At 59.4% G+C, this 21,813-nt stretch carries 15 protein-coding genes, 1 tRNA gene and 1 pseudogene; 7 read left to right on the top strand and 10 right to left on the bottom strand.

Features of this window, described 5'->3' with window-relative positions; translation table 11 throughout:
* Positions 1-56 precede the first annotated feature (56 nt).
* Together PFH44_RS10750 and tesA are read right to left on the bottom strand one after the other, a co-directional pair.
* Complete coding sequence (locus tag PFH44_RS10750; protein WP_161795641.1) at positions 57-866, bottom strand: SDR family oxidoreductase; 810 nt, start codon at positions 864-866, stop codon at positions 57-59.
* Entirely contained in the window at positions 856-1,482 is a 627-nt protein-coding gene (tesA, locus tag PFH44_RS10745; RefSeq protein ID WP_095094542.1) for a multifunctional acyl-CoA thioesterase I/protease I/lysophospholipase L1, read from the bottom strand. The genes PFH44_RS10750 and tesA overlap by 11 nt, the downstream gene beginning before the upstream one ends.
* On the opposite strand from tesA, the gene ybbA reads away from it, so the two are divergent.
* The 3 genes from ybbA to PFH44_RS10730 all read left to right on the top strand — a co-directional run bounded on the left by ybbA (position 1,450) and on the right by PFH44_RS10730 (position 5,961).
* A complete protein-coding gene (ybbA, locus tag PFH44_RS10740) occupies positions 1,450-2,136 on the top strand; it encodes a putative ABC transporter ATP-binding protein YbbA (protein ID WP_045854280.1) in 687 nt (228 codons plus the stop codon). The two genes, tesA and ybbA, sit on opposite strands and share 33 nt — an antisense overlap.
* Positions 2,133-4,547 (top strand): putative ABC transporter permease subunit YbbP, encoded by a 2,415-nt coding sequence (gene ybbP / locus PFH44_RS10735; RefSeq protein ID WP_283824997.1) that lies wholly within the window; start codon positions 2,133-2,135, stop codon positions 4,545-4,547. The genes ybbA and ybbP overlap by 4 nt, the downstream gene beginning before the upstream one ends.
* Positions 4,548-4,815: 268 nt before the next feature.
* Positions 4,816-5,961 (top strand): porin, encoded by a 1,146-nt coding sequence (locus PFH44_RS10730; RefSeq protein WP_283824996.1) that lies wholly within the window; start codon positions 4,816-4,818, stop codon positions 5,959-5,961.
* 60 nt (positions 5,962-6,021) lie between these two features.
* Here PFH44_RS10730 and mnmH read toward each other — a convergent pair whose 3' ends face one another.
* From mnmH to ppiB, 5 genes are all read right to left on the bottom strand, one after another.
* Positions 6,022-7,098, bottom strand: a complete 1,077-nt coding sequence (mnmH, locus tag PFH44_RS10725) for a tRNA 2-selenouridine(34) synthase MnmH (protein ID WP_283824995.1) — start codon at positions 7,096-7,098, stop codon at positions 6,022-6,024.
* A 111-nt stretch (positions 7,099-7,209) separates the two neighbouring features.
* Entirely contained in the window at positions 7,210-8,277 is a 1,068-nt protein-coding gene (purK, locus tag PFH44_RS10720; RefSeq protein WP_041144392.1) for a 5-(carboxyamino)imidazole ribonucleotide synthase, read from the bottom strand.
* Positions 8,274-8,783 carry a 5-(carboxyamino)imidazole ribonucleotide mutase gene (purE, locus tag PFH44_RS10715; RefSeq protein ID WP_283824994.1) on the bottom strand — a complete coding sequence of 170 codons (510 nt, stop codon included), beginning with the start codon at positions 8,781-8,783 and terminating at the stop codon, positions 8,274-8,276. Before purE ends, purK begins: the two co-directional genes overlap by 4 nt.
* Positions 8,784-8,902: 119 nt before the next feature.
* Entirely contained in the window at positions 8,903-9,625 is a 723-nt protein-coding gene (lpxH, locus tag PFH44_RS10710; RefSeq protein ID WP_045854286.1) for a UDP-2,3-diacylglucosamine diphosphatase, read from the bottom strand.
* Between the two features lie 3 nt (positions 9,626-9,628).
* The gene (gene ppiB, locus PFH44_RS10705; RefSeq protein ID WP_041144395.1) at positions 9,629-10,123 is read right to left on the bottom strand and encodes a peptidylprolyl isomerase B; all 495 of its coding nucleotides are present in this window, start codon (positions 10,121-10,123) and stop codon (positions 9,629-9,631) included.
* 173 nt (positions 10,124-10,296) lie between these two features.
* Between ppiB and cysS the strand changes: the two genes are divergently transcribed.
* Positions 10,297-11,682, top strand: coding sequence for a cysteine--tRNA ligase (gene cysS, locus PFH44_RS10700; protein ID WP_283824993.1), 1,386 nt, complete (start codon positions 10,297-10,299; stop codon positions 11,680-11,682).
* 93 nt (positions 11,683-11,775) lie between these two features.
* Here the strand turns inward: cysS and ybcJ are convergent, their stop codons facing one another.
* Complete coding sequence (gene ybcJ / locus PFH44_RS10695) at positions 11,776-11,988, bottom strand: ribosome-associated protein YbcJ (protein WP_045854288.1); 213 nt, start codon at positions 11,986-11,988, stop codon at positions 11,776-11,778.
* Between the two features lies 1 nt (position 11,989).
* On the bottom strand, positions 11,990-12,856 hold the full coding sequence (gene folD, locus PFH44_RS10690) for a bifunctional methylenetetrahydrofolate dehydrogenase/methenyltetrahydrofolate cyclohydrolase FolD (RefSeq protein ID WP_041144398.1): 867 nt from the start codon (positions 12,854-12,856) through the stop codon (positions 11,990-11,992).
* A 353-nt stretch (positions 12,857-13,209) separates the two neighbouring features.
* On the opposite strand from folD, the gene PFH44_RS10685 reads away from it, so the two are divergent.
* Positions 13,210-13,286: transfer RNA gene (locus PFH44_RS10685), tRNA-Arg, on the top strand.
* A gap of 15 nt (positions 13,287-13,301) precedes the next feature.
* Here the strand turns inward: PFH44_RS10685 and PFH44_RS10680 are convergent.
* A pseudogene (locus PFH44_RS10680) lies at positions 13,302-13,771 on the bottom strand (site-specific integrase); the annotation flags it as partial.
* A 285-nt stretch (positions 13,772-14,056) separates the two neighbouring features.
* On the opposite strand from PFH44_RS10680, the gene PFH44_RS10675 reads away from it, so the two are divergent.
* Positions 14,057-15,718, top strand: coding sequence for a ShlB/FhaC/HecB family hemolysin secretion/activation protein (locus PFH44_RS10675; RefSeq protein ID WP_283824992.1), 1,662 nt, complete (start codon positions 14,057-14,059; stop codon positions 15,716-15,718).
* A gap of 12 nt (positions 15,719-15,730) precedes the next feature.
* Positions 15,731-21,813: two-partner secretion domain-containing protein (locus PFH44_RS10670; RefSeq protein ID WP_283824991.1), on the top strand; the 6,083-nt coding region annotated here is incomplete at its 3' end.

Genomic DNA, 21,813 nt, shown 5'->3' with positions numbered 1-21,813 from the left:
GCGCATCTCTTTAATCAATTTTTTGTATACATGGGGGCAACGGCCGACGCTTCAACTCAGCCCTGGATAATTTTGTCCATCATCCGCGTGGGCAACAGGCGTTTGAGCAGGGCCACCGCGTGCGTGACCAGGGTCACCGGATAGCGCAGCTTCGGTTTCTCGCTAACGAAAGCATGGCGCACTTTTTCCACCACCGCCTCCGGCCCGAGGGTAAAGCGCGCGGCGATACCGGGGTTTTCCACCGGCTTATCGCGCTGGGTTTGGTTGACGTTGGTCGTAAAGCGGGTGCGAATCGGCCCCGGCTCAATCAGGCTGACCTTAATGCCGCTATAGCGCAGCTCCATGCGCAGGGCGTCGGACCAGGCCTCCAGCGCATATTTGCTGGCGGCATAGGCGCCGCGCCCTGGGCTGGAGATGATCCCCATTACCGAGGAGGTCATCACGATGCGGCCCTCGCCGTGCGGCTCCATCGCCGGAAGTAGCAGCATGGTGAGCTGATGGGCGCCAAAAAAGTTGGCGCCAAACTGCTGCTCCATCTGCCGGCGGCTGATGGTGATAAGCGGACCATACACGCCGTAGCCGGCGTTATTAAACAGGCCGTACAGGCGGTTATCGGTCAGGGCGATAACCTCTGCCGCCGCGCGCTCCACGCTCTGCGGATCGTCGAGATCCAGCAAAATACCGGTCAGTCCGAGTTCCTGCATCCGCGCCACGTCCTCGGCCTTGCGGCAGGCCGCCAGAACGTTAAAGCCCTGACGTTGCAGATCGAGCGCGCTTTCAAGGCCAATACCGCTGGAACATCCTGTAACTAAAACCGTTTTTTGCATAACTTTACCTGCAAACAACCCCTGCGGATCAGGAGTCATGATTAACTAAGGGAGCCAGCCGCGTCGCCATCCAGTCGGCAATAAACGGCTGGGCGTCGCGGTTGGGGTGGATTCCATCATCCTGCATCCACTGCGGCTTCAGGTAGACCTCTTCCATAAAAAAGGGTAACAGAGGAATATCAAACTCTTTGGCCAGTGCGGGATACATTGCGCTAAAGGCTTCATTATAACGACGCCCGTAGTTGGCGGGCAGGCGAATTTGCATCAGCAGCGGCTGGGCGTTCGCCGCTTTGATATCCTGCAAAACGGTGCGCAGCGTCTGCTCCGTTTGCTGCGGCGGGAAGCCGCGCAGCCCGTCGTTGCCGCCGAGCTCGACCAGCACCCAGCGCGGCTGATGCTGCTTAAGCAGCGCCGGCAGACGCGCCAGCCCCTGCTGCGACGTGTCGCCGCTGATGCTGGCGTTGACCACCGGCGTTTTTGCCTGCCACTTGTCGTTGAGTAGCGCAGGCCACGCGGCGTTGGCCGCCATGCGATAGCCGGCGCTCAGGCTATCGCCGAGAACTAACAGCGTGTCCGCCGCCATCGCGCGGCAGGTAAACAGGACCAGAAACAGGAAAGGCAAATGCCAGCGGAAAACATACTTGAAGTTCATCATCTTAAGAAGTCCGTCGGTCAGGGAGAGCATCAGCTTTCCATCCTCACCGGAGTTGAGCTGGTTGTCAAACCGGCGCAGACCATCGCCCTGATTGGCGAGTCGGGTTCCGGCAAATCTACGCTGCTGGCGATCCTTGCCGGGCTGGACGACGGCAGCGGCGGGGAGGTCTCTCTGCTCGGGCAGCCGCTGCACCGCATGGACGAAGAGGCGAGGGCGCAGCTGCGTGCGAAGCACATCGGCTTTGTCTTTCAGTCCTTTATGCTGATCCCGACCCTGAACGCGCTGGAGAACGTCGAACTTCCGGCGCTGCTGCGCGGCGAGAGCGACAGCCAGAGCCGGGGCGGCGCCAGGGCGCTGCTGGAGCAACTGGGGCTGGGCAAGCGCCTGAACCATCTGCCGGCGCAGCTTTCCGGCGGCGAGCAGCAGCGCGTGGCGCTGGCCCGCGCCTTCAACGGGCGCCCGGAACTGCTGTTTGCCGATGAGCCGACCGGCAACCTCGATCGGCAGACCGGAGATAAAATTGCCGACCTGCTGTTTTCGCTCAATCGCGAACACGGGACGACGCTTATCCTGGTGACCCACGATCCGCTGCTGGCGGCGCGCTGCGACCGGCGGCTGCGGCTGGTTGATGGTCAGCTGCGGGAGGAAGCATGATTGCCCGCTGGTTCTGGCGCGAATGGCGATCGCCGTCGCTGCTGATCGTCTGGCTGGCGCTGAGCCTGGCGGTGGCCTGCGTGCTGGCGCTGGGGTCGATAAGCGATCGCATGGAAAAGGGGCTCAGCCAGCAGAGCCGTGAGTTTATGGCCGGAGACCGGACGCTGCGCAGCTCGCGCGAGGTGCCCGCCGACTGGCTGGCGCAGGCGCGCCGGCTGGGATTAACGGTTGGCGAACAGCTCAGCTTCGCCACCATGACCTTCGCCGGCGATACGCCGCAGCTGGCCGACGTCAAGGCGGTTGACGATACCTATCCCCTTTACGGTCAGTTGGAAACCCAGCCTCCGGGCTTAAAGCCGCAGGCGGGCAGCGTGCTGCTGGCCCCGCGCTTAATGGCGCTGCTGAATTTAAAAACCGGCGATACCATCGACGTCGGTGACGTCACGCTGCGCATTGCCGGGGAGGTGATTCAGGAGCCGGACGCCGGGTTTAATCCTTTCCAGATGGCGCCGCGGCTGATGATGAATACCGCCGATGTGGCAAAGACCGGGGCGGTGCAGCCCGGCAGCCGCGTCTCCTGGCGCTATAAGTTTGCCGGCACTGCGCCGCAGCTGGCGGAGTATGAGCGCTGGCTGCTGCCAAAGCTGGGGACGGAACACCGCTGGATTGGCCTCGAGCAGGATGACAGCGCGCTGGGTAAATCGCTCGAACGCTCGCAGCAGTTCCTGCTGCTCTCGGCGCTGCTCACCCTCCTGCTGGCGGTGGCGGCGATAGCGGTGGCCATGAGCCACTACTGCCGCAGCCGTTACGATCTGGTGGCGATCCTTAAAACTCTGGGCGCCGGGCGGGCGCAGCTGCGCAAGCTGATCGTCGGGCAGTGGCTGCTGCTGCTGGCGCTGGCGGTCATTGCCGGCGGCGCGATGGGGATGGGGCTGGAGAAAGTCCTGCTGGTGATGCTGAAACCGGTTCTCCCGGGCGCGCTGCCGGCCGCCAGCCTCTGGCCGTGGCTGTGGGCGATTGGCGCGATGGTGGTGATTTCGCTGCTGGTGGGCCTGCGGCCCTATCGGCTGCTGCTGGCGACGCTGCCGCTGCGGGTGCTGCGTCAGGACGTGGTGGCTAACGTCTGGCCGCTGAAGGTCTATATTCCGCTGGTCTGCGCGGTGGTGGTTATTCTGCTGGCCTGGCTGATGGGCGGCAGCCCGCTGCTGTGGGCGGTTCTCGCCGGCGCGGTGGTGCTGGCGCTGCTGTGCGGCCTGCTGGGATGGGGGCTGCTGTGGCTGCTGAAGCGCGTGACGCTGAAGGGGCTGCCGCTGCGCCTGGCGGTCAACCGGCTGCTGCGCCAGCCGTGGTCGACGCTCAGCCAGCTGGCGGCGTTCTCGCTGTCGTTTATGCTGCTCGCTCTGCTGCTGGTGCTGCGCGGCGATCTGCTGGATCGCTGGCAGCAGCAGCTGCCGCCGGAAAGCCCCAACTACTTCCTGATTAATATTGCCCCGGATCAGGTCGCGCCGGTCAAAGCTTTTCTCGCCGGGCACCAGACGGCGGCGACGGAGTTCTACCCCATCGTCCGCGCGCGCCTGACGCAGATTAACGGCCAGACGACGGAGGGCAATAAGGATGAAGCGCTGAATCGCGAGCTCAATCTGACCTGGAGCAACGACCGGCCGGATCATAATCCGCTGGTGGCCGGCAGCTGGCCGCCAAAAGCGGGCGAGGTGTCGATTGAAGAGGGGCTGGCGCAGCGGCTGGGGGTTAAGCTCGGCGATAGCGTCACCTTCACCGGTGATACCCAGGACTTCAGCGCTAAGGTGACCAGCGTGCGTAAAGTTGACTGGGAGAGCCTGCGGCCCAACTTCTTCTTTATCTTCCCGCCGAACGCGCTCGACGGACAGCCGCAGAGCTGGCTGACCAGCTTCCGCTGGGATAACGGCAGCGGCATGTTGACGCAGCTGAACCGCGAATTCCCGACCGTCAGCCTGCTGGATATCGGCGCCATTCTGCGTCAGGTAGGTCAGGTTCTGACGCAGGTTAGCCGCGCGCTGGAAGTGATGGTGGTGCTGGTGACCGCCTGCGGTATTTTGCTGCTGCTGGCGCAGGTTCAGGTTGGGATGCGCCAGCGCTATCAGGAGCTGGTGGTCTGGCGCACGCTGGGGGCCGGAAAATCGCTGCTGCGTACCACGCTGTGGGCGGAATTTGCCCTGCTGGGGGTGGTTTCCGGGATTGTGGCGGCGATAGGGGCTGAGGTGGCGCTGGCGATGCTGCAAACCAAAGTCTTTGATTTCCCGTGGTCGCCGGACTGGCGGCTGTGGGTGATGCTGCCGCTCTGCGGGGCGCTGTTGCTCTCCCTGTGCGGCGGCTGGCTGGGGCTGCGTTTGTTAAAAGGCAAGGCGCTGTTCCGCCAGTTTAGCCAGTAATTCAGCGGGCGGATCGTCTGCAGGCCCGGGGTGGAGCATCAGCGCCCCGGGCTTTTTATTGCGTTGCGTTTAAGCCCGGCGCGACGCAGCTAGCGCAGGTTAATGACGGTTGGATGAAATCCGCGGCGGCTTTCCGTTAACGGCACAAAATGATAAGTGACTGATTTATAAGAGCACAAAAGCGTAAAAAAGCGACAACACGGAGTTGGTAATCACGGTTAATATTCACCTTGCAAATATAAGGTTGCTTATTACTCAAGGAAAAAGCATGGCACATAAAATAAAAGCGCTGGCGATGACGATCGGCGCAGTACTGGCAGTGACTTCTTTTGCTTCCCAGGCCGAGATAACGCTGCTGAAACAAGATCCGCAGGCCGGCGATCCGTTAAGCCGTCTGAACTTCACCGTCGGCGGGAGTATTCGTCCGCAGTTCAACATGATGTCCGGCGATGGCGACAAAGGCTCCTATAAGCGTAACGGCTTTGACGGCGGGACCCGCTTCCGCTTCGCCGCTGATTATTACCTGTTCGACGATATTAGCTGGATAAGCTATTACGAGCTGGGAGTTAATATTCCGGCGCTGTTCGACTGGGATAATCACTATGCGGAGGGCGCCAATAACACCTCCCGCCGTATGCTCTATACCGGGCTGAAGAGCGATACCTGGGGGACGTTAACCTATGGTCAGCAAAACAGTATTTATTACGATGTGGTGGGCGCCAAAACCGATATCTGGGATTACGACATGGTAGCCCAGGCGCCGGGGAACGGGATCAACGGCGATTACGACGGCTCCTACCGCTCGCGCAATATGCTCAAGTACAAAAAATCGGCCGGTGATGTCGATCTGTATGCTTCTTATCTGTTTGAAGATAATGAGTATCTGCCGGGGAATGGCCTGCGCTATAAGCGTAAAGGCGGGGGCTCCGTTGGCGTGGACTACCACATCATGAAGGACCTGAGCTGGGGTACGGCGTGGAACTATACGCGTGCCGAAATGCGCGATCCGTCGAGCACGGAGAATAAAACCTATAACCAGAATATTCTCGGTACCGCCCTAAGCTGGACGCCGGATAACTGGACCTTCTCCTTCGGCGGCGGCTGGTATCAGAACTTCCTGACCACCAAAAAAGCCGATGTGAATAACTACTTCGCCGGCGATGCCTGGGGTATTGAGTACTTCGCGGGGTATAAAATCCCGGTTGGCCAGTACGCGCTTAAATCCGTTCAGCCGTACTTTATGGGCGACCGCCTGCAATACGTGAACGGGCGTAACTACCAGCGTATTGATAACGGCCTGGGGATTAGCTTCCAGCTCGATTATGGCTTCCGCGTTGACTACGAACACGTCTTTACGTCGAGCACCGACAAGCTGGGCGATATGAACCTGGTACGTCTGCGCTACGACTTCTAAACCGCGACCTCCCGCGCAGCGCGATGCCGAAAATCCCGGCTTGCGCTGCGTTTACGCGAGCTACCGCGCCAGCCAGGAGGCAACGTCCTGCCAGCTTCCGCGAAAGATAATCTTTTCCGCTTTTTTACCCAGCTGATAGCGATACATCGGGTCGTAGTACTCTTTCAATAGCGGAACGAGCCACGCAAAATGCGCTTCGGTGCTTGCCGTACGCAGCTGTTCCCCCAGCGCGTCATCGAGCAGGGCGGTGAGCTGGGCAAAACGCTGGAGCCCCAGGCGACGGCGGATAGCAAACAGGCCGTGGTGCAGATAGGCGCCGTACTCCTGCCAACCCTGCTCTTCACCGTACGCGGCCATAAAGTCGCGGTGCATCCGGTCAAAATACTCCTCTCGCAGGCGCGCCAGGCGGACGTCAAACGGGTCCTCCACCACCGCCAGCGGCGACTGCGCCATGCGATCGCGCAGGCATTCCGGCAGATGGTTGGCGCCTATCATATGCCCTTCATCTTCCAGCACCCACCGGCGCTGGCTGGCCGCTTTTTTCACCATAGCTACCGCGAGGTGGTTTTCAAACGTCGCCTGAGCGTGCTGCTCGCGCAGCGTGCGTCCGAAGGAGGAGCCGCGATGGTGGGCGAGCCCTTCGAGGTCGATTCCGTCAGGCCGCGCGGCGACCAGCTGAGTTTTCCCGTTGCCGGTGCAGCCGCCGATCAGCACTATCGGGCGCTGAACCAGCTCCTGCGTCAGCTGGATGGCCGCCTGGCGCAGCGCCTTATAGCCGCCGACGATCAGCGGGTATTCGATGCCCGATTCGCGCAGCCACTGCTGAACAATGTGCGAACGCTGGCCGCCGCGGGCGCAGCAAAGATAGCCCTGCGGAGCGCGCAGGCAGGCTTCACGCCACGCCTGAAGGCGCCGGGCGCGAAGGTCGCCGTTAACCAGGCGATGGCCTAGCGCCAGGGCGGCCTCTGCCCCCTGACGTTTGTAACAGGTGCCGACGGCGGCGCGTTCTTCATCGTTCATCAGCGGCAGGTTGAGCGCTGCGGGGAGCGAGCTTTGGCTAAACTCAACCGGGGCGCGGACGTCAATAAGCGGGGTATCCGCGGCGAGAATGGCGCGGTAATCCGTCCCATTATTCATGGGTCTTCCTTCTGAAGTGAAACCGAGATTTTCTGTAAAGCGAAGGAGGAATTCTACGCGCCTGAAGGCGTGCCGGGGAAGGGGTAACGCGTTTCCCCCGGCACGAAAGGCTTAGCTGAGCTGCGATTGCGCCCAGAAAATACCGCTGGCGTACTCCGGCGGCAGCAGCGGCTTCAACGCTTCGAGCGTGGCGCTCAGGCGGTCGGTATCGCTGTCGGTCAGGTTCAGGTGGCCCACTTTGCGGCCCGGACGAACCTCTTTGTCGTACCAGTGCAGGTGCACCAGCGGCAGCTTCAGCCAGTCGTAGTTGAGATCGGTACCGATCAGGTTGATCATCACCGACGGGCTGTTGACCACCGGCGGCGGCAGCGGCAGGTCGGTAATGGCCCGCAGATGCAGCTCAAACTGGCTGATAGAGGCGCCGTTCTGCGTCCAGTGGCCGCTGTTGTGCACGCGCGGGGCCAGCTCGTTGATCAGCAGGCCATCGGCGGTAACGAAGCACTCCATCGCCATGACGCCGACGTACTGCAGCTCGTCCATAATGGCGGAGAGCATGCCTTCGGCCTGGTCCTGCTGGCGGGCGTTGGCCTGTGGGAAGGCGACGCTGGTGCGCAGAATTCCGTCCTGATGCAGGTTGCGGGTCAGCGGATAGAACACCGTGCTGCCGTCCTCGGCGCGGGCGCCAACCAGCGACACTTCGCCGGAGAAGTTAATTCCCCGTTCGACGATGCATTCGCCGTAGTTATCGTCGGGCAGCTGCGCGCAGTCGTCTTCACGCAGGCGCCACTGGCCGCGCCCGTCGTAGCCGCCCACGCGGCGCTTAACGATAGCCAGCTCGCCGAGGGTGGCGAAAATCTCCGGCCACTGGTTTTTATCCGCCAGCAGCTGCCACGGCGCGGTGGCGAGGCCCAGCCGGTCGAACAGCTGCTTTTGCGTCAGGCGATCGGCAATGATGGGAAACACGTCGCGGTTAACAAACGCCGGATGGCGCGCCAGTTCGCGGGTGAGGGCCGTTTCCGGCCAGCGTTCGATTTCAGCGGTGATGACGCTTTGCTGAAACGGCACCGCTTCAGGGTCGGCCTCAAGGCCAACCGGCCACACCGCGATACCCAGCGGCTCTCCGGCCTGGCGCAGCATGCGGCCAAGCTGGCCGTTGCCGAGGATACAAACCTGCTTCATGCCGCACCCCGTGGGTCCGGATTCTCCAGCACTTCATCGGTTTGCGCCTGGCGCCATGCGCTCAGGCGCTGGTGCAGTTCGGCGTCGTGCACCGCCAGAATCTGCGCCGCCAGCAGGGCGGCGTTGGCGGCGCCGGCTTTACCGATGGCCAGCGCGCCGACCGGGATCCCGCGCGGCATCTGGACGATAGAGTAGAGGCTGTCAACGCCGCTCAGCGCCGCGCTCTGCACCGGCACGCCGAGCACCGGGACCAGCGTTTTCGCCGCAATCATGCCCGGCAAATGCGCCGCGCCGCCCGCACCGGCAATAATCACCTGATAGCCGTTGCTTTCTGCGCCTTCGGCGAAGCTGAACAGCTTATCGGGAGTACGGTGCGCGGAGACCACTTCAACATGGTACGGAACGTTCAGGGCATCAAGGATTTCTGCGGTAAACTGCATGGTAGCCCAGTCGCTTTTGGACCCCATCACGATGGCGATACGCGCCGAGTTATTGCGGGAAGACATGCGTCTTAAAACTCCTGTGGGTGTGCTTCACACTGCTTTAGAGGCCACAGAGAATAGCACGATAAACGGGCGAGGAAAACGGTTGCGTAGGCCGATAGCGGCGGAAAATAGCGCGATAATTAAAACGGGAAGGGGATCAGTTCAACGTCGTCTTTGGTGACCTTCACCATCGAGCCTTCGCTGTGCCACGCGCCGAGGACCACGCGAAAGGCCGGCATGCCGTTTGCTTCGATTGGGTGGATGGCCGGGCGATGGGTATGACCGTGGATCAGCCACTGGACGCGATGCTTTTCGAGGACCGCCGTGACCGCCTGCGGATTAACGTCCATGATGTCCATCGACTTGCTGCTGTTGGCCGCGGTGCTGTTGGCGCGCATTTTTGCGGCGATACGGCGGCGTATAAACAGCGGCAGAGCGAGGAAAAGGCGCTGGATCCACGGCGTATGCACCCTGGCGCGAAACGCCAGGTAGCCGGCATCGTCGGTGCAGAGGGTGTCGCCATGCATAATTAAAACGCGGCGGCCGTAGAGATCGAGCACGTTTTCTTCCGTCAGCAGCGTCATGCCGCAGGCGCGGGCAAAGCGCTGGCCGATAAGAAAATCGCGGTTGCCGTGGACGAAAAAGCAGGGGACGCCGGAGTCGGTCAATGCGCTGAGCGCGGCGGCGATTTCCTGATGCAGCGGGTTAGGATCGTCATCGCCGATCCAGGCTTCGAACAGGTCGCCAAGGATATAGAGCGCGTCCGCCTCGCGGGCCTGGCCGCGTAAAAAGCGGAGAAAACCGGCGGTAATCGCCGGTTCTTCGGTTTGCAGATGCAGGTCTGCAATAAAAAGTGTCGCCACGAATTATTCGCTGACGGTGACGCTTTTGATCACAACATCTTCTTTCGGCACATCCTGATGCATGCCGCTGCGGCCGGTAGAAACCGCTTTGATTTTGTCGACTACGTCCATGCCTTCAACGACTTCAGCAAATACGCAGTAGCCCCAACCCTGCAGGTTTTCACCAGAGAAGTTCAGGAAGTCATTATCAGCCACGTTGATGAAGAACTGCGCGGTGGCGGAGTGCGGCGCCTGAGTACGGGCCATCGCCAGCGTACCGCGGGTGTTTTTCAGGCCATTGTTGGCTTCGTTCTGGATCGGAGACTTGGTTGTTTTTTGCTCCATGCCCGGCTCAAAACCGCCGCCCTGGATCATAAAACCGTTGATAACACGGTGGAAAATGGTGTTGTTGTAGAAACCTTCGCGGCAGTAGTCCAGGAAGTTTTTAACTGTTTCCGGCGCTTTGTCGTCAAAGGTTTTGATTACGATATCGCCATGATTAGTGTGGAAAGTAACCATTTTTGCATCCTGTTCCGATGATTGTGGTGCTTGAACCCAAGGTTGGGCGTGACATAGGGGGCTGTTATAGCATAACCGCGGGGTTGGATCACCTTGCATTGTGTGCTGCTTCGGGGTTGAATTCAGGTTAGAATATGCGGCTTATCACTACACACGTTTACACGGAATCTTCGATGTTAAAAATTTTTAATACACTGACGCGCCAAAAAGAAGAGTTTAAACCTATTCATGCCGGGGAAGTTGGCATGTACGTGTGTGGTATCACCGTTTACGATCTCTGTCACATCGGTCACGGCCGTACTTTTGTCTCTTTTGACGTGGTAGCCCGCTACCTGCGTTTTCTCGGCTATAAGCTGAAGTATGTGCGCAACATCACCGATATTGACGACAAAATCATTAAGCGTGCTAATGAGAACGGCGAAAGCTTCGTGGCGCTGGTCGATCGCATGATTGGCGAAATGCACAGCGATTTTGATGCGCTGAATATTCTGCGCCCGGACCTCGAGCCGCGCGCGACGCACCATATTCCGGAAATTATTGAAATCACCGGGCAGCTGATCGCCCGCGATCACGCCTACGTGGCGGACAACGGCGACGTGATGTTCTCGGTTCCGACCGATCCGAACTACGGCCAGCTGTCGCGTCAGGATCTGGAGCAGCTGCAGGCCGGCGCTCGCGTTGACGTGGTTGACGTCAAGCGCAACCCGATGGACTTCGTGCTGTGGAAGATGTCGAAAGAGGGCGAGCCGAGCTGGCCGTCGCCGTGGGGCGCCGGGCGTCCGGGCTGGCACATCGAATGTTCGGCGATGAACTGCAAGCAGCTGGGCAACCATTTTGATATTCACGGCGGCGGTTCGGATCTGATGTTCCCGCATCACGAAAACGAAATCGCCCAGTCCACCTGCGCGCACGACGGCGAATACGTGAACTACTGGATGCACTCCGGCATGGTGATGATTGACCGCGAAAAGATGTCGAAATCGCTGGGCAACTTCTTTACCGTGCGCGACGTGCTGAAGTACTACGATGCCGAAACCATCCGCTACTTCCTGATGTCTGGCCACTATCGTAGCCAGCTGAACTACAGCGAAGAAAACCTGAAGCAGGCGCGTTCCGCGCTGGAGCGTCTCTACACCGCGCTGCGCGGTACCGACGGCGGCGTAGCTCCGGCCGGCGGCGAGGCGTTTGAGGCGCGCTTTGTGGAAGCGATGGACGACGACTTCAACACTCCGGAAGCCTATTCGGTGCTGTTCGATATGGCGCGCGAAGTGAACCGTCTGAAAACCGAAGATGCCCAGGCGGCAAACGCCCTGGCGGCGCATATGCGCAAGCTCTCCGGCGTGCTGGGCCTGCTGGAGCAGGAGCCGGACGCGTTCCTGCAGAGCGGGGCGCAGGCTGACGACGGCGAAGTGGCTGAGATTGAATCCCTGATCCAGCAGCGTCTCGATGCGCGTAAGGCGAAGGACTGGGCCGCCGCGGACGCCGCGCGTGACCGTCTCAACGAAATGGGCATCGTGCTGGAAGATGGCGCTCAGGGCACCACCTGGCGTCGCAAGTAGTCTCAAGCCTGAACGCCGGGGGCAGCGGAGCCTTTAGCGAAATAAAAATGCCGGACCTTAAGGGCCCGGCATTTTTTTATTCAGCGACGGCGGTCAGGCGGTCACGGTAATGCTCTGACCTTCAAAGCTGACCGTCTGGCCGGCAACGATCTTGCAGCGCTTGCGGGTTTCAACCGCACCGTCAACCTTCACCAGACCGTCGGCAATCACGATTTTTGCCTGCGCGCCGCTTTCGCTCCAGCCTTCCAGCTTCAGCAGATCGCACAGCTCAACGTGCGGGTGTTTACCCAGAGAAAAAGTTGCCATCTTAGGCCTCCTGAATGTCGTGATACTCTTCGCACGCCTGCAGCGTGTTCTGAATGAGGGTGGCTACGGTCATCGGGCCGACGCCGCCGGGGACCGGCGTGATGTATGACGCGCGCGCGGCGGCATCTTCATAGACCACGTCGCCAACCACTTTGCCGCTTTCCAGGCGGTTAATGCCGACATCGACCACAATCGCGCCTTCTTTAATCCATTCGCCCGGAATAAAGCCCGGCTTACCGACCGCGACGATCAGCAGATCGGCATTTTCGACGTGCTGGCGCAGGTTTTTGGTGAAGCGGTGGGTCACGGTGGTGGTACAGCCTGCCAGCAGCAGCTCCATGCTCATCGGACGGCCGACGATGTTAGAGGCGCCGATCACCACGGCATTCAGGCCGTAGGTGTCGATGTTGTAACGCTCAAGCAGCGTCACGATACCGCGCGGCGTACACGGGCGCAGACGCGGAGCGCGCTGGCACAGGCGGCCGACGTTGTAGGGGTGGAAGCCATCGACGTCTTTGTCCGGCGCGATGCGTTCCAGCACTTTCACATTATCGATCCCGGCAGGCAGCGGCAGCTGTACCAGGATACCGTCGATCGCCGAATCGGCATTCAGCGTGTCGATAAGCTCCAGCAGCTCCGCTTCGCTGGTGGTTTCCGGGAGATCGTATGAGCGGGAGATGAACCCCACCTCTTCACACGCCTTGCGCTTGCTGCCGACATAAATCTGCGATGCCGGGTTGCTGCCAACCAGCACGACGGCTAACCCTGGGGCGCGTTTTCCGGCCGCAGTGCGCGCCTTCACTTTTTCCGCGACTTCAGAGCGCACCTGCTGCGCAATCGTTTTACCGTCAATAATTTTTGCTGCCATCAGAGAGAGGATTCCATCTGTATCTTAACGAAAGGGGGTTGCGGATATTTTGTCAGAAGCCAGCCTCTCTGTCAGTCCTCGTTTGATTTTTTATCGCTTTTCGGCGCGCGGAGGGGCGATAAGCCCTGCCGTTGCGACGCGATTAAGATCCATACACGGCGAACCGGTGGACATTTAAGCCGATGTTATGCGGGGAAATGACGACGCGGATTGGATAATCCTTATGCGTCGTCTGGTGCATAAGTAGACAAGTCGGCCGCAGAAAACAGTTTGATGGCAAAATGCATTGACTCATCAGGCATGCACCGTATAATTCCCGGCGATTGCACATCATGAAGCTCCCGCTTCTCAGTGCGCCCTTAGCTCAGTTGGATAGAGCAACGGCCTTCTAAGCCGTAGGTCACAGGTTCGAGCCCTGTAGGGCGTACCATTTAAAATCAATATCTTACGCCGATTCCAATCCAAGCTGATTTTCTCCCTGTATCGTATTTGTGTCGTTAGAGCCAAAAATGGCGTCAATTTGCCGCGCATGCTCCGTTAAATAATTCGGCGCCAGGTGCGAATAGCGGCGTACCATCTCGATACTCTCCCTGCCGCCCATTTCCTGCAGCACAGAAAGCGGAACTCCAGACTGAATTAACCCGCTCGCCCACGTATGTCTCAGGTCATGAAACCGGAAATCTTCGATACCCGATTTTTTTAACCCGGCACGCCGGGCATTATTATCGTCTACACGCATTTTTCTTACCGCCGGCGTCAACGTTCCATCCGGCCGATGTTTTGCCGTGGGGTGAACAAACACCTATCGGGAATGCTTCCCTATTCGATCCCTTAATACCCTGCATGCGGTATCATTCAGAGCGACGTCTGTATATCGACCTGCTGCCACTCAAGCTCGATTATGTTTGAGCGACGGTCATTTGCCTGAAAGATATTTACGATCTTTTATAGAAGTGGTTACCCGCAGATATATTGATTCTGTGCCTGCTCACCAGAGCGCTTTGATATATATAGCATCAGATTTGCCATCGCCATATTCTGATTTGCTTGAATTAAGCCCCAATAAAAATCTGAAAATTGCCGTGTTCGTGTTTTCGCTGTTTTAATCCCCCCGGACCTGAGTGTAAAGTAGCCAGAAATGTAGATAAATATCATTAAATACATTCATGACGTAAATAATAAAAATAGACAGGATCAGGGATGAAAGTTTTATATCCGGCATGGGTGTTACTGGCGCTCAGTCAGCCCGTTTTCGCCGCCCCATTATCACCAGCCGAGCGCAGCAGCATCGATCAACAGCAGCAGCAATTATTGCGGCAGAACCAGCAACAGCGAGAGTCGCTGGAGCGCGCCACGCCTATTTTCCGCCCGGCAGCGCCGGTGCTGCCTGCCACGCCTTCAGGGCCCTGTTTTACCATTCATCATATTACGCTGGATGGCACCACGCTGATTGACAAACGCCAGCAGCAAAAATTAGTGCAACCCTGGCTGGGCCAGTGCCTGGATATGGCTCGAATTAATGAACTCACTAATAATGTTTCGGACTGGTACATCAGCAGAGGATATATCACCAGCCGCGCTTTTCTAACCGAACAGGATTTACGTTCAGGGGAATTACGCTTAGCCATTCTGGAAGGAAAGCTTGAGAAGATCCGCATGGACGACGCGCCAGAGCGCGAGCTGAAAATGGCCTTCCCGGGCCTCCAGGGCAAAATTATCAACCTGCGTGATATTGAACAAGGCATGGAGCAAATTAACCGCACGCGCACCACGCCGGTACAGATTGAAATATTGCCTGCTGATAAGCAGGGCTGGTCCGTGGTGCATCTGACCGCCACGCCGGAATTTCCGCTTTCGGCCTCTGCGAGTTTCGATAACAGCGGGCAAAAAAGCACGGGCGTCGGGCAGATTAACGGCGGGCTGACCGGTAACAATTTGCTCGGCCTGGCCGACAGCTGGTTTGTCAGCGGCGGGCGCAGCAGCGCGTTTTCGAATGCTAAAGATGCACAAAATTTTGCGGCGGGCGTCAGCGTGCCTTACGGCTACAGTCTGCTGGACTACAGCTACAGCTGGAATAACTACCTCAGCACCATCGATAACAACGGCTACCTCTGGCGCTCGAGCGGCGATACCGAAACGCATCGCGTGAATCTGTCGCACGTGTTGTTCCGCAACGGCGATATCAAAACGGGCGTCTCCCTGGGCCTGAGCCACCGCATCAACCGCAACTATCTCGACGATGTCCTGCTGCAAAGCAGCAGCCGCAGGCTCACCAGCCTGCTGTTTGGTCTGAACCACACCCAGAAGATGTTCGGCGGCGTGGCAACCTTTAACCCGACCTTCAGCCGCGGTATGCCGTGGCTGGATGCCGAAAGCGACGGCAGCAAAAACGGTGATTTACCGAAAGCGCAGTTCCGCAAATGGAGCCTCAACGCCAGCTTCCAGCGCCCGGTGGCTGAAAATATGTGGTGGCTGGCGAGCGCCTATGGGCAGTGGTCGCCGGACCGCCTCTACGGCAGCGAACGTATGACCATCGGCGGCGAAAGCTCGGTGCGCGGGTTTAAAGAGCAAACCATTTCCGGCGACAAAGGCGCCTGGTGGCGAAACGAGCTCAACTACACCCTGTTCACGCTGCCGGTCATCGGTCAGGTCAGCGCGCTGGCGGCCCTTGACGGCGGCTGGCTGCACTCCGACAGGCTGGATCGCTATTCCGCAGGCACCCTCTGGGGTACGGCCGCCGGGCTCAGTGCCGCCAACGACCACGTTTCCAGCTTGTTCACCGTTGGGCTGCCTCTTGTTTACCCGGACTGGCTTGGGCCGGATCACGTCACTGTTTATTACCGCGTTGCCGTCGCGTTTTAAGGGAATATCATCATGAATCAGCAGCCTCCTGTCCGCTTAACGTACCGCCTGCTCAGCTATCTGATGAGTGTCCTCCTCGCGGCGCAGCCCTTGCTGCCCGCCGTTGCCGCCACGCTGACGCCAACGGGCAATACCTCCACGGATAAAGCGGCGAACGGCGTGCCGGTGGTGAACATTGCCGCGCCGAACGGGGCCGGGATTTCGCACAACCAGTTTAAGAATTACAACGTCGGCAAAGAGGGGCTGATCCTCAATAACGCCACGGGCAAGCTCAATCAGACGCAGCTTGGCGGGCTGATTAGCGGCAACGCTAACCTGAAAGCGGGCAAGGAAGCGAAGGGCATCATCAACGAAGTGACCGGCGGCAGCCGTTCACAGCTGCAGGGCTATACGGAAGTGGCGGGCAAAGCGGCGAACGTAATGGTCGCCAACCCGTACGGTATCACCTGTAACGGCTGCGGGTTTATCAACACCCCTCAGGCCACCCTGACCACGGGGAAACCTGTCTTTGACGCCAGCGGCAATTTACAGGCGCTGGACGTGAAAAAAGGCAGCATCACCATTGAGGGGCAAGGGCTGGATGCCAGCAGCAGCGATGCGCTATCGATCGTTTCACGCGCAACGGAAGTGAACGCCGCCATTCATGCCAGGGATTTAAAGGTGGTGGCCGGGGCCAACCGCGTTGGCGCCGACGGCAGCGTGCAGGCGCAGCAGGGTGAAGGCAGCGCTCCCACGGTAGCGGTAGATACCGGCGCGCTCGGCGGGATGTACGCCAACCGCATTCATCTGGTGTCCAGCGAGAAGGGCGTCGGGGTTAACCTCGGCGACCTGAATGCCCGCCAGGGAGATATCACCCTGGATGCCAATGGCAAACTTACCGTTCACAACAGCCTGGCCAGCGGGGCGCTGTCCGCCAGAGGTGAAAGCCTCGCTCTGACGGGCGATCACAAAGCTGGCGGCAATATGGCGCTGAGCAGCAAGGGCGACATTGCCCTGAGCAACGGCTCGCTGAACAGCGATGGCGACCTGGTACTGAACGCCAACGGCACGATTGCGCACGCCAATGAAAAGCTGACCGCCGGACGTGATGCAACGCTTACCGCGAAAAACATCAGTCAGGATGCTTCCAGCCAGATTAACGCTGCCCGCGATATCGCGGCTAAAGCCAGCGATACGCTGAAAACACAAGGGCAGATGACCGCCGGGCAAAACCTGACGGTGAGCAGTAACACCCTGACGCAAAACGGCAAGCTGCTGGCGCATAACAGCGCTCAGCTGAATGCCGGCACGCTGAATAACAGCGGCTCCGTTCAGGGCGCTTCCCTGAGCGTGGGCAGCGCCACGCTCAGCAACTCGGGTTCCCTGCTGAGCGGCGGTAACCTGACGGTTAATACCACCGATTTTACCCAAAGCGGCAGCACCGGCGCGAAGGGCAAAGCGAGCATCACCGCCAGCGGGAAGCTGACCAATACCGGCTCTCTGGTGAGCGACGATGCGCTGGCGCTGAAGGCGCAGGATGTGACGCAGAACGGCGTGCTGTCCGGCGGAAAAGGGCTGACGGTCAACGCGCAGACCCTGACCTCAGGCAAAAATTCGGTGACCCACAGCGACGCTGCCATGACGCTGAATACCACCACGGCGACGCTCGACGGCGAAACCAGCGCGGGCGGCGATCTTCAGGTTCAGGGCGACAGGCTCACCACGGCGGCGAGCGCACAGCTTCAGAGCGGCAATAATCTCAGCCTCAGCGCGCGGGAAGCGGCGCTTGCGGGTACGCATGCAGCACAAAAATCCATCGCGGTTAACGCCCGCGAAAAACTCAACCACAGCGGCAAAAGCAGCGCGGCGTCACTCAGCCTTAGTGCGCCAGAACTGACCAACAGTGGCGTGCTCGTGGCTTCCACCCTGAACACTCAGTCGCAAACTCTCACCAACGGCGGCCTGATGCAGGGCGACAGCGCCTTGCTGATTGGCACACAAAAGCTGGACAACCAGCAGAACGGCACCCTCTACAGCGCCGCAAATCTGACGCTGGCTATTCCGGACATCCGCAACAGCGGGCTTATCACCAGCGACAATGGTTTAACGCTAAGCTCTGGCTTCCTCAGCAATCCAGGCAAAATCATTGCCGGCACGCTGAACGTCAAAGCGACCACGCTGAGCGGAGACGGCCTGTTGCAGGGAACCGGGGCGCTGACGCTTGCCGGGGATAGGCTCTCGCAGGGCGCCAACGGGCGCTGGCTGACGGCGGGTGATCTCTCCCTCAGCGGCAAAACGCTGAATACCGCGGGGACCACGCAGGGGCGGAACCTCACCGCTCAGGCGGATCGCTGGACCCACAGCGGCTCGGTGCTGGCAACCGGCAATCTTAACGCTACGCTGGGCGCCTCTCTGCTCAACAATGGTGACCTGATGAGCCAGGGCGATTTCGGGCTGAACGCGCCCGCGCTGACCAACCACGGCAGCATTATCTCATCAGGCGAAATGTCGCTCGCCGGAACAACCTTCACCAGCGACGGCACGCTTCAGGGCAACACGCTTTCACTGCGTCACAACAGCATCGACAACAGAGGATCGGTCACTGGCCTGAACGGCCTGACCCTGAACAGCACGGGCCGCGTTACCAACAGTGGCGATCTGCTGAGCCAGAAATCACTGACGCTGAACGCAGGAGACGTGACCAACAGCGGCCGGCTTCAGGGGCAGAACATCGCCTTAGACGGCAGTAGCCTGAACAACAGCGGCGCGATTCAGAGTGCGCTGGATCTCGCCCTGACCCTGAGCGGCGACGTTATAGCCGCCACCGGCAGCAAAATCACCGCCCTGGGCGACGCCCGCCTGACCGGCAAAGCGCTGAGCAACCAGGGATTAATCAGTGCAAAAACGCTGGAGGTGAAAGGCGATTCGCTCAGCAACGGCGGCGAAATCAGCGGCGTCAACGGCCTGAACGTGACGCTCAGCGGTAACCTGCAACAGCAGGGCAAAATGCTGACCGGCGGGCTGCTTAACGTCAACGCGAAAGACGTCAGCAACAGCGGACAGCTTCAGGGCGCGAATACCCAACTCAGCGCCAGCTCGCTCACCAACAGCGGGCGCGTGCAGGGCGACAGCGGCCTGACGCTCACCTTACTGAATGCGCTGACCAACCAGTCCGGCGGCGTGCTTCTCAGCCAGAACGCATTAAGCCTCACCGCGCCCGTGCTGATCAACGACGGCATCCTTCAGGGCAACGGCAAAACCACGCTCAGCGCGGCAACGCAGGCCCGTAACGGCGGCAAAATTCTCTCCGGCGGCGATCTCACCTTCACCACGCCGGATTACAGCGGCAGCGGCTGGCTACAGGCCACTAACCTGGTGCTGAACGTGGCGAAGCTCGCCAGTAACGGCACGGTGATGGCGGCGAACCAGGCGACGCTCACAGGTAATAGTTTGACCAACGGCGGCACCTTCCAGGCCGCACAGCTGAACGTGAACGCGCAGACCGTCACCAACAGCGGCACGCTGCTGGGCAATCAGGGCCTGACGCTTAAAGGGAACAGCCTCAACAACGCGGGCGGGAAGGTGTTCAGCGGCGGGGATATGCTTGCTGAAATGGTCTCGCTCAGCGGCGCGGGCCAGCTGGTGGCGCTCGGCAACCTGACGCTGAAGCTCACCAACGGCTTTACCACCCAGGGCGTGATCGCTGCCAACAAACAGCTCGCCATCAGCAGCCAGGGCGATATCACCAACGGAGCCACATTGCAGGGCAACGGCATCACGCTGAACGCGGCGGGCAAGCTGACCAATAATGGCCAGTTGACCGCAGGCAGCGGCACCACGGCATTGAGCGGCAGCCAGATTGCGATGAACGCCAGCGGCAGCCTGCAGGCAGGTGGTGATGTCAGCCTGACCAGCCTGGGCAATATCACTCTCGACGGTTTTACCGGCACGGCGGGCAGCCTGGCGTTAACGGCGGCCGGGTCGATCGTTAACACCGCCCTGCTGTATGCGGGCAACAACCTCTCGCTGTTTGCCAACAGCATCCAGAACCTGCGCGGCGATATGCTGGCGGGCAATAACCTGGTGATGCAGAAAGACGTCAGCGGCACGGCGAACGCCGAGGTAATCAATACCTCCGGGAATATAGAAACCACCAACGGCGATATCACCATTAAGACCGGGAGGCTTGAAAATACATATCAAAAAATTGAGTTTACCAGCTCAAAAAATGATTATCGTGACCAGATACCTGACCTGGATGGCGGCTCGATAAAAGTCTGGGCAAACGAAGAGTGGCACCCGGATTATGAGGTGCTGGTGGGCGGTGGGAATTCAGGGCCTGCTCCAAAACTTTATGTCTATATTGATGATACAACCCGCACAAAGCGTTATCTGATTGAGAGTAGCACTGAGAAGGCTGTTGCTACAGGCAATGCATCGCGGATCATGTCTGCTGGCAAGATAAACATCGAGGCTGATTATCTTTTTAATAATGCATCTTTCATATTAGCAAACGGTGATATCAATCTTCGTGGGAATGTTTTCGAAAATAAGTCATATCAAAATAAAGTTTATGAGATCTGGCAAACATATGAATTTGACTCAGCTGGATTTAATTCAAACTGGGTACCGAAACCAGAGGATATATGGTTCCTGTATGCTCTTTCAGATAACGAAGTTAATGAGGTTCAGGGCGAGACTTACAGAGCCGTCATCCAGGCGGGCGGCACTGTTAAGGCCATCTTTACCAGCGATATAAGTAACACCAATACAACCGCTAACGCCGGGCAAATCAGTAACACCATCGTCGCCCCGAACCTCAATACGCCTTCAGCGCAAAACATCGGCGGCGGTACGATCCAGCAAGCGCTGGCAGACGCCGGAACCCAGGCCATTACCGGTCCGGACTGGAAAGACAGTACCGCCAGCCAGGCTATCGGCGGCGGCACGGGGCTGGCACCGGGCGGTATGGATGGCAACTACCCACTTCCTTCCGGCAACAACGGCTACTTCGTGCCGTCCACCGATCCGGACAGCCCGTATCTGATCACCGTTAACCCAAAACTCGATGGCCTCGGTCAGCTCGATCCGTCGCTGTTTGGCGATCTGTCTAAGCTGCTGGGCATGAACCCGGGCGCGGCCCCTCGCGAGACGGGCAGCCAGTACACCGACATGAATCAGTTCCTCGGTTCGTCGTATATGCTGGACCGCCTCAGCCTGAATCCGGACAAAGACTACCGCTTCCTCGGCGATGCGGCGTTTGATACGCGCTATGTGTCGAACACCGTGCTGAATCAGACCGGGACGCGCTATATCAATGGCCTTGGCTCCGACCTCGACCAGATGCGCTACCTGATGGACAACGCCGCCGACGCGCAGAGTTCTCTTGGCCTGAAGTTTGGCGTGGCGCTGACCGCCGATCAGGTGGCGGCGCTCGACCACAGTATTCTGTGGTATGAAACCGCGACCATTAACGGCCAGACCGTGATGGTGCCAAAAGTGTATCTGTCGCCAAAAGACGTAACGGTGCAGAGCGGCAGCGTGATTCGCGGCAACAGCGTGCAGCTGGCGGGCGGCAACGTCACCAACAGCGGCAGCTCGCTGCTGGCGCAGAACGGTCTTACCATCGACAGCAGCAACAGCCTCAGCAACCTTAACGCCGGGCTTATCAAAACGGGCGGGGCGCTGGACCTGAGCGCGCTGGGCGATATCAATAACATCGGCTCGGCGATATCCGGTAAAACCGTACAGCTGGAAAGCGCCGGCGGCAGCATCAACAACATCACCCGGACGCAGAAGTGGAGCGTGGGCGACGACAGCCGTCGTGGAAACGTCCACGTCAGCGGCACCGATGTCGGGCAAACCGCCTCTATCACTGCTACCGACGGCTTGAGTATGTCGGCAGTAAAAGACATCAACATCACTGGTGCGAAAGTGGCTGCAGGCGGCGACCTCGTCATGGGCGCAGGCAATAACATCAATATTGCCGCCAATCAGAAAGCCGACAGCAGCAGCCGGTCGGGCTTCGGTAGCAAAAAAGACACCAGTTCGTCAGCCACCTCAAACCAGGGCAGCAGCATCACGGCGGGCGGTAACGCGGTGATGCAGGCGGGCAA

The sequence above is a fragment of the Klebsiella sp. Ech2A genome (assembly GCF_030078455.1).
In the GTDB taxonomy this organism is placed as follows: Bacteria; Pseudomonadota; Gammaproteobacteria; order Enterobacterales; family Enterobacteriaceae; genus Klebsiella; species Klebsiella terrigena.
The sequence above is the reverse complement of the archived record's forward strand: the minus strand, read 5'-3'. Positions and strand labels throughout refer to the sequence as shown.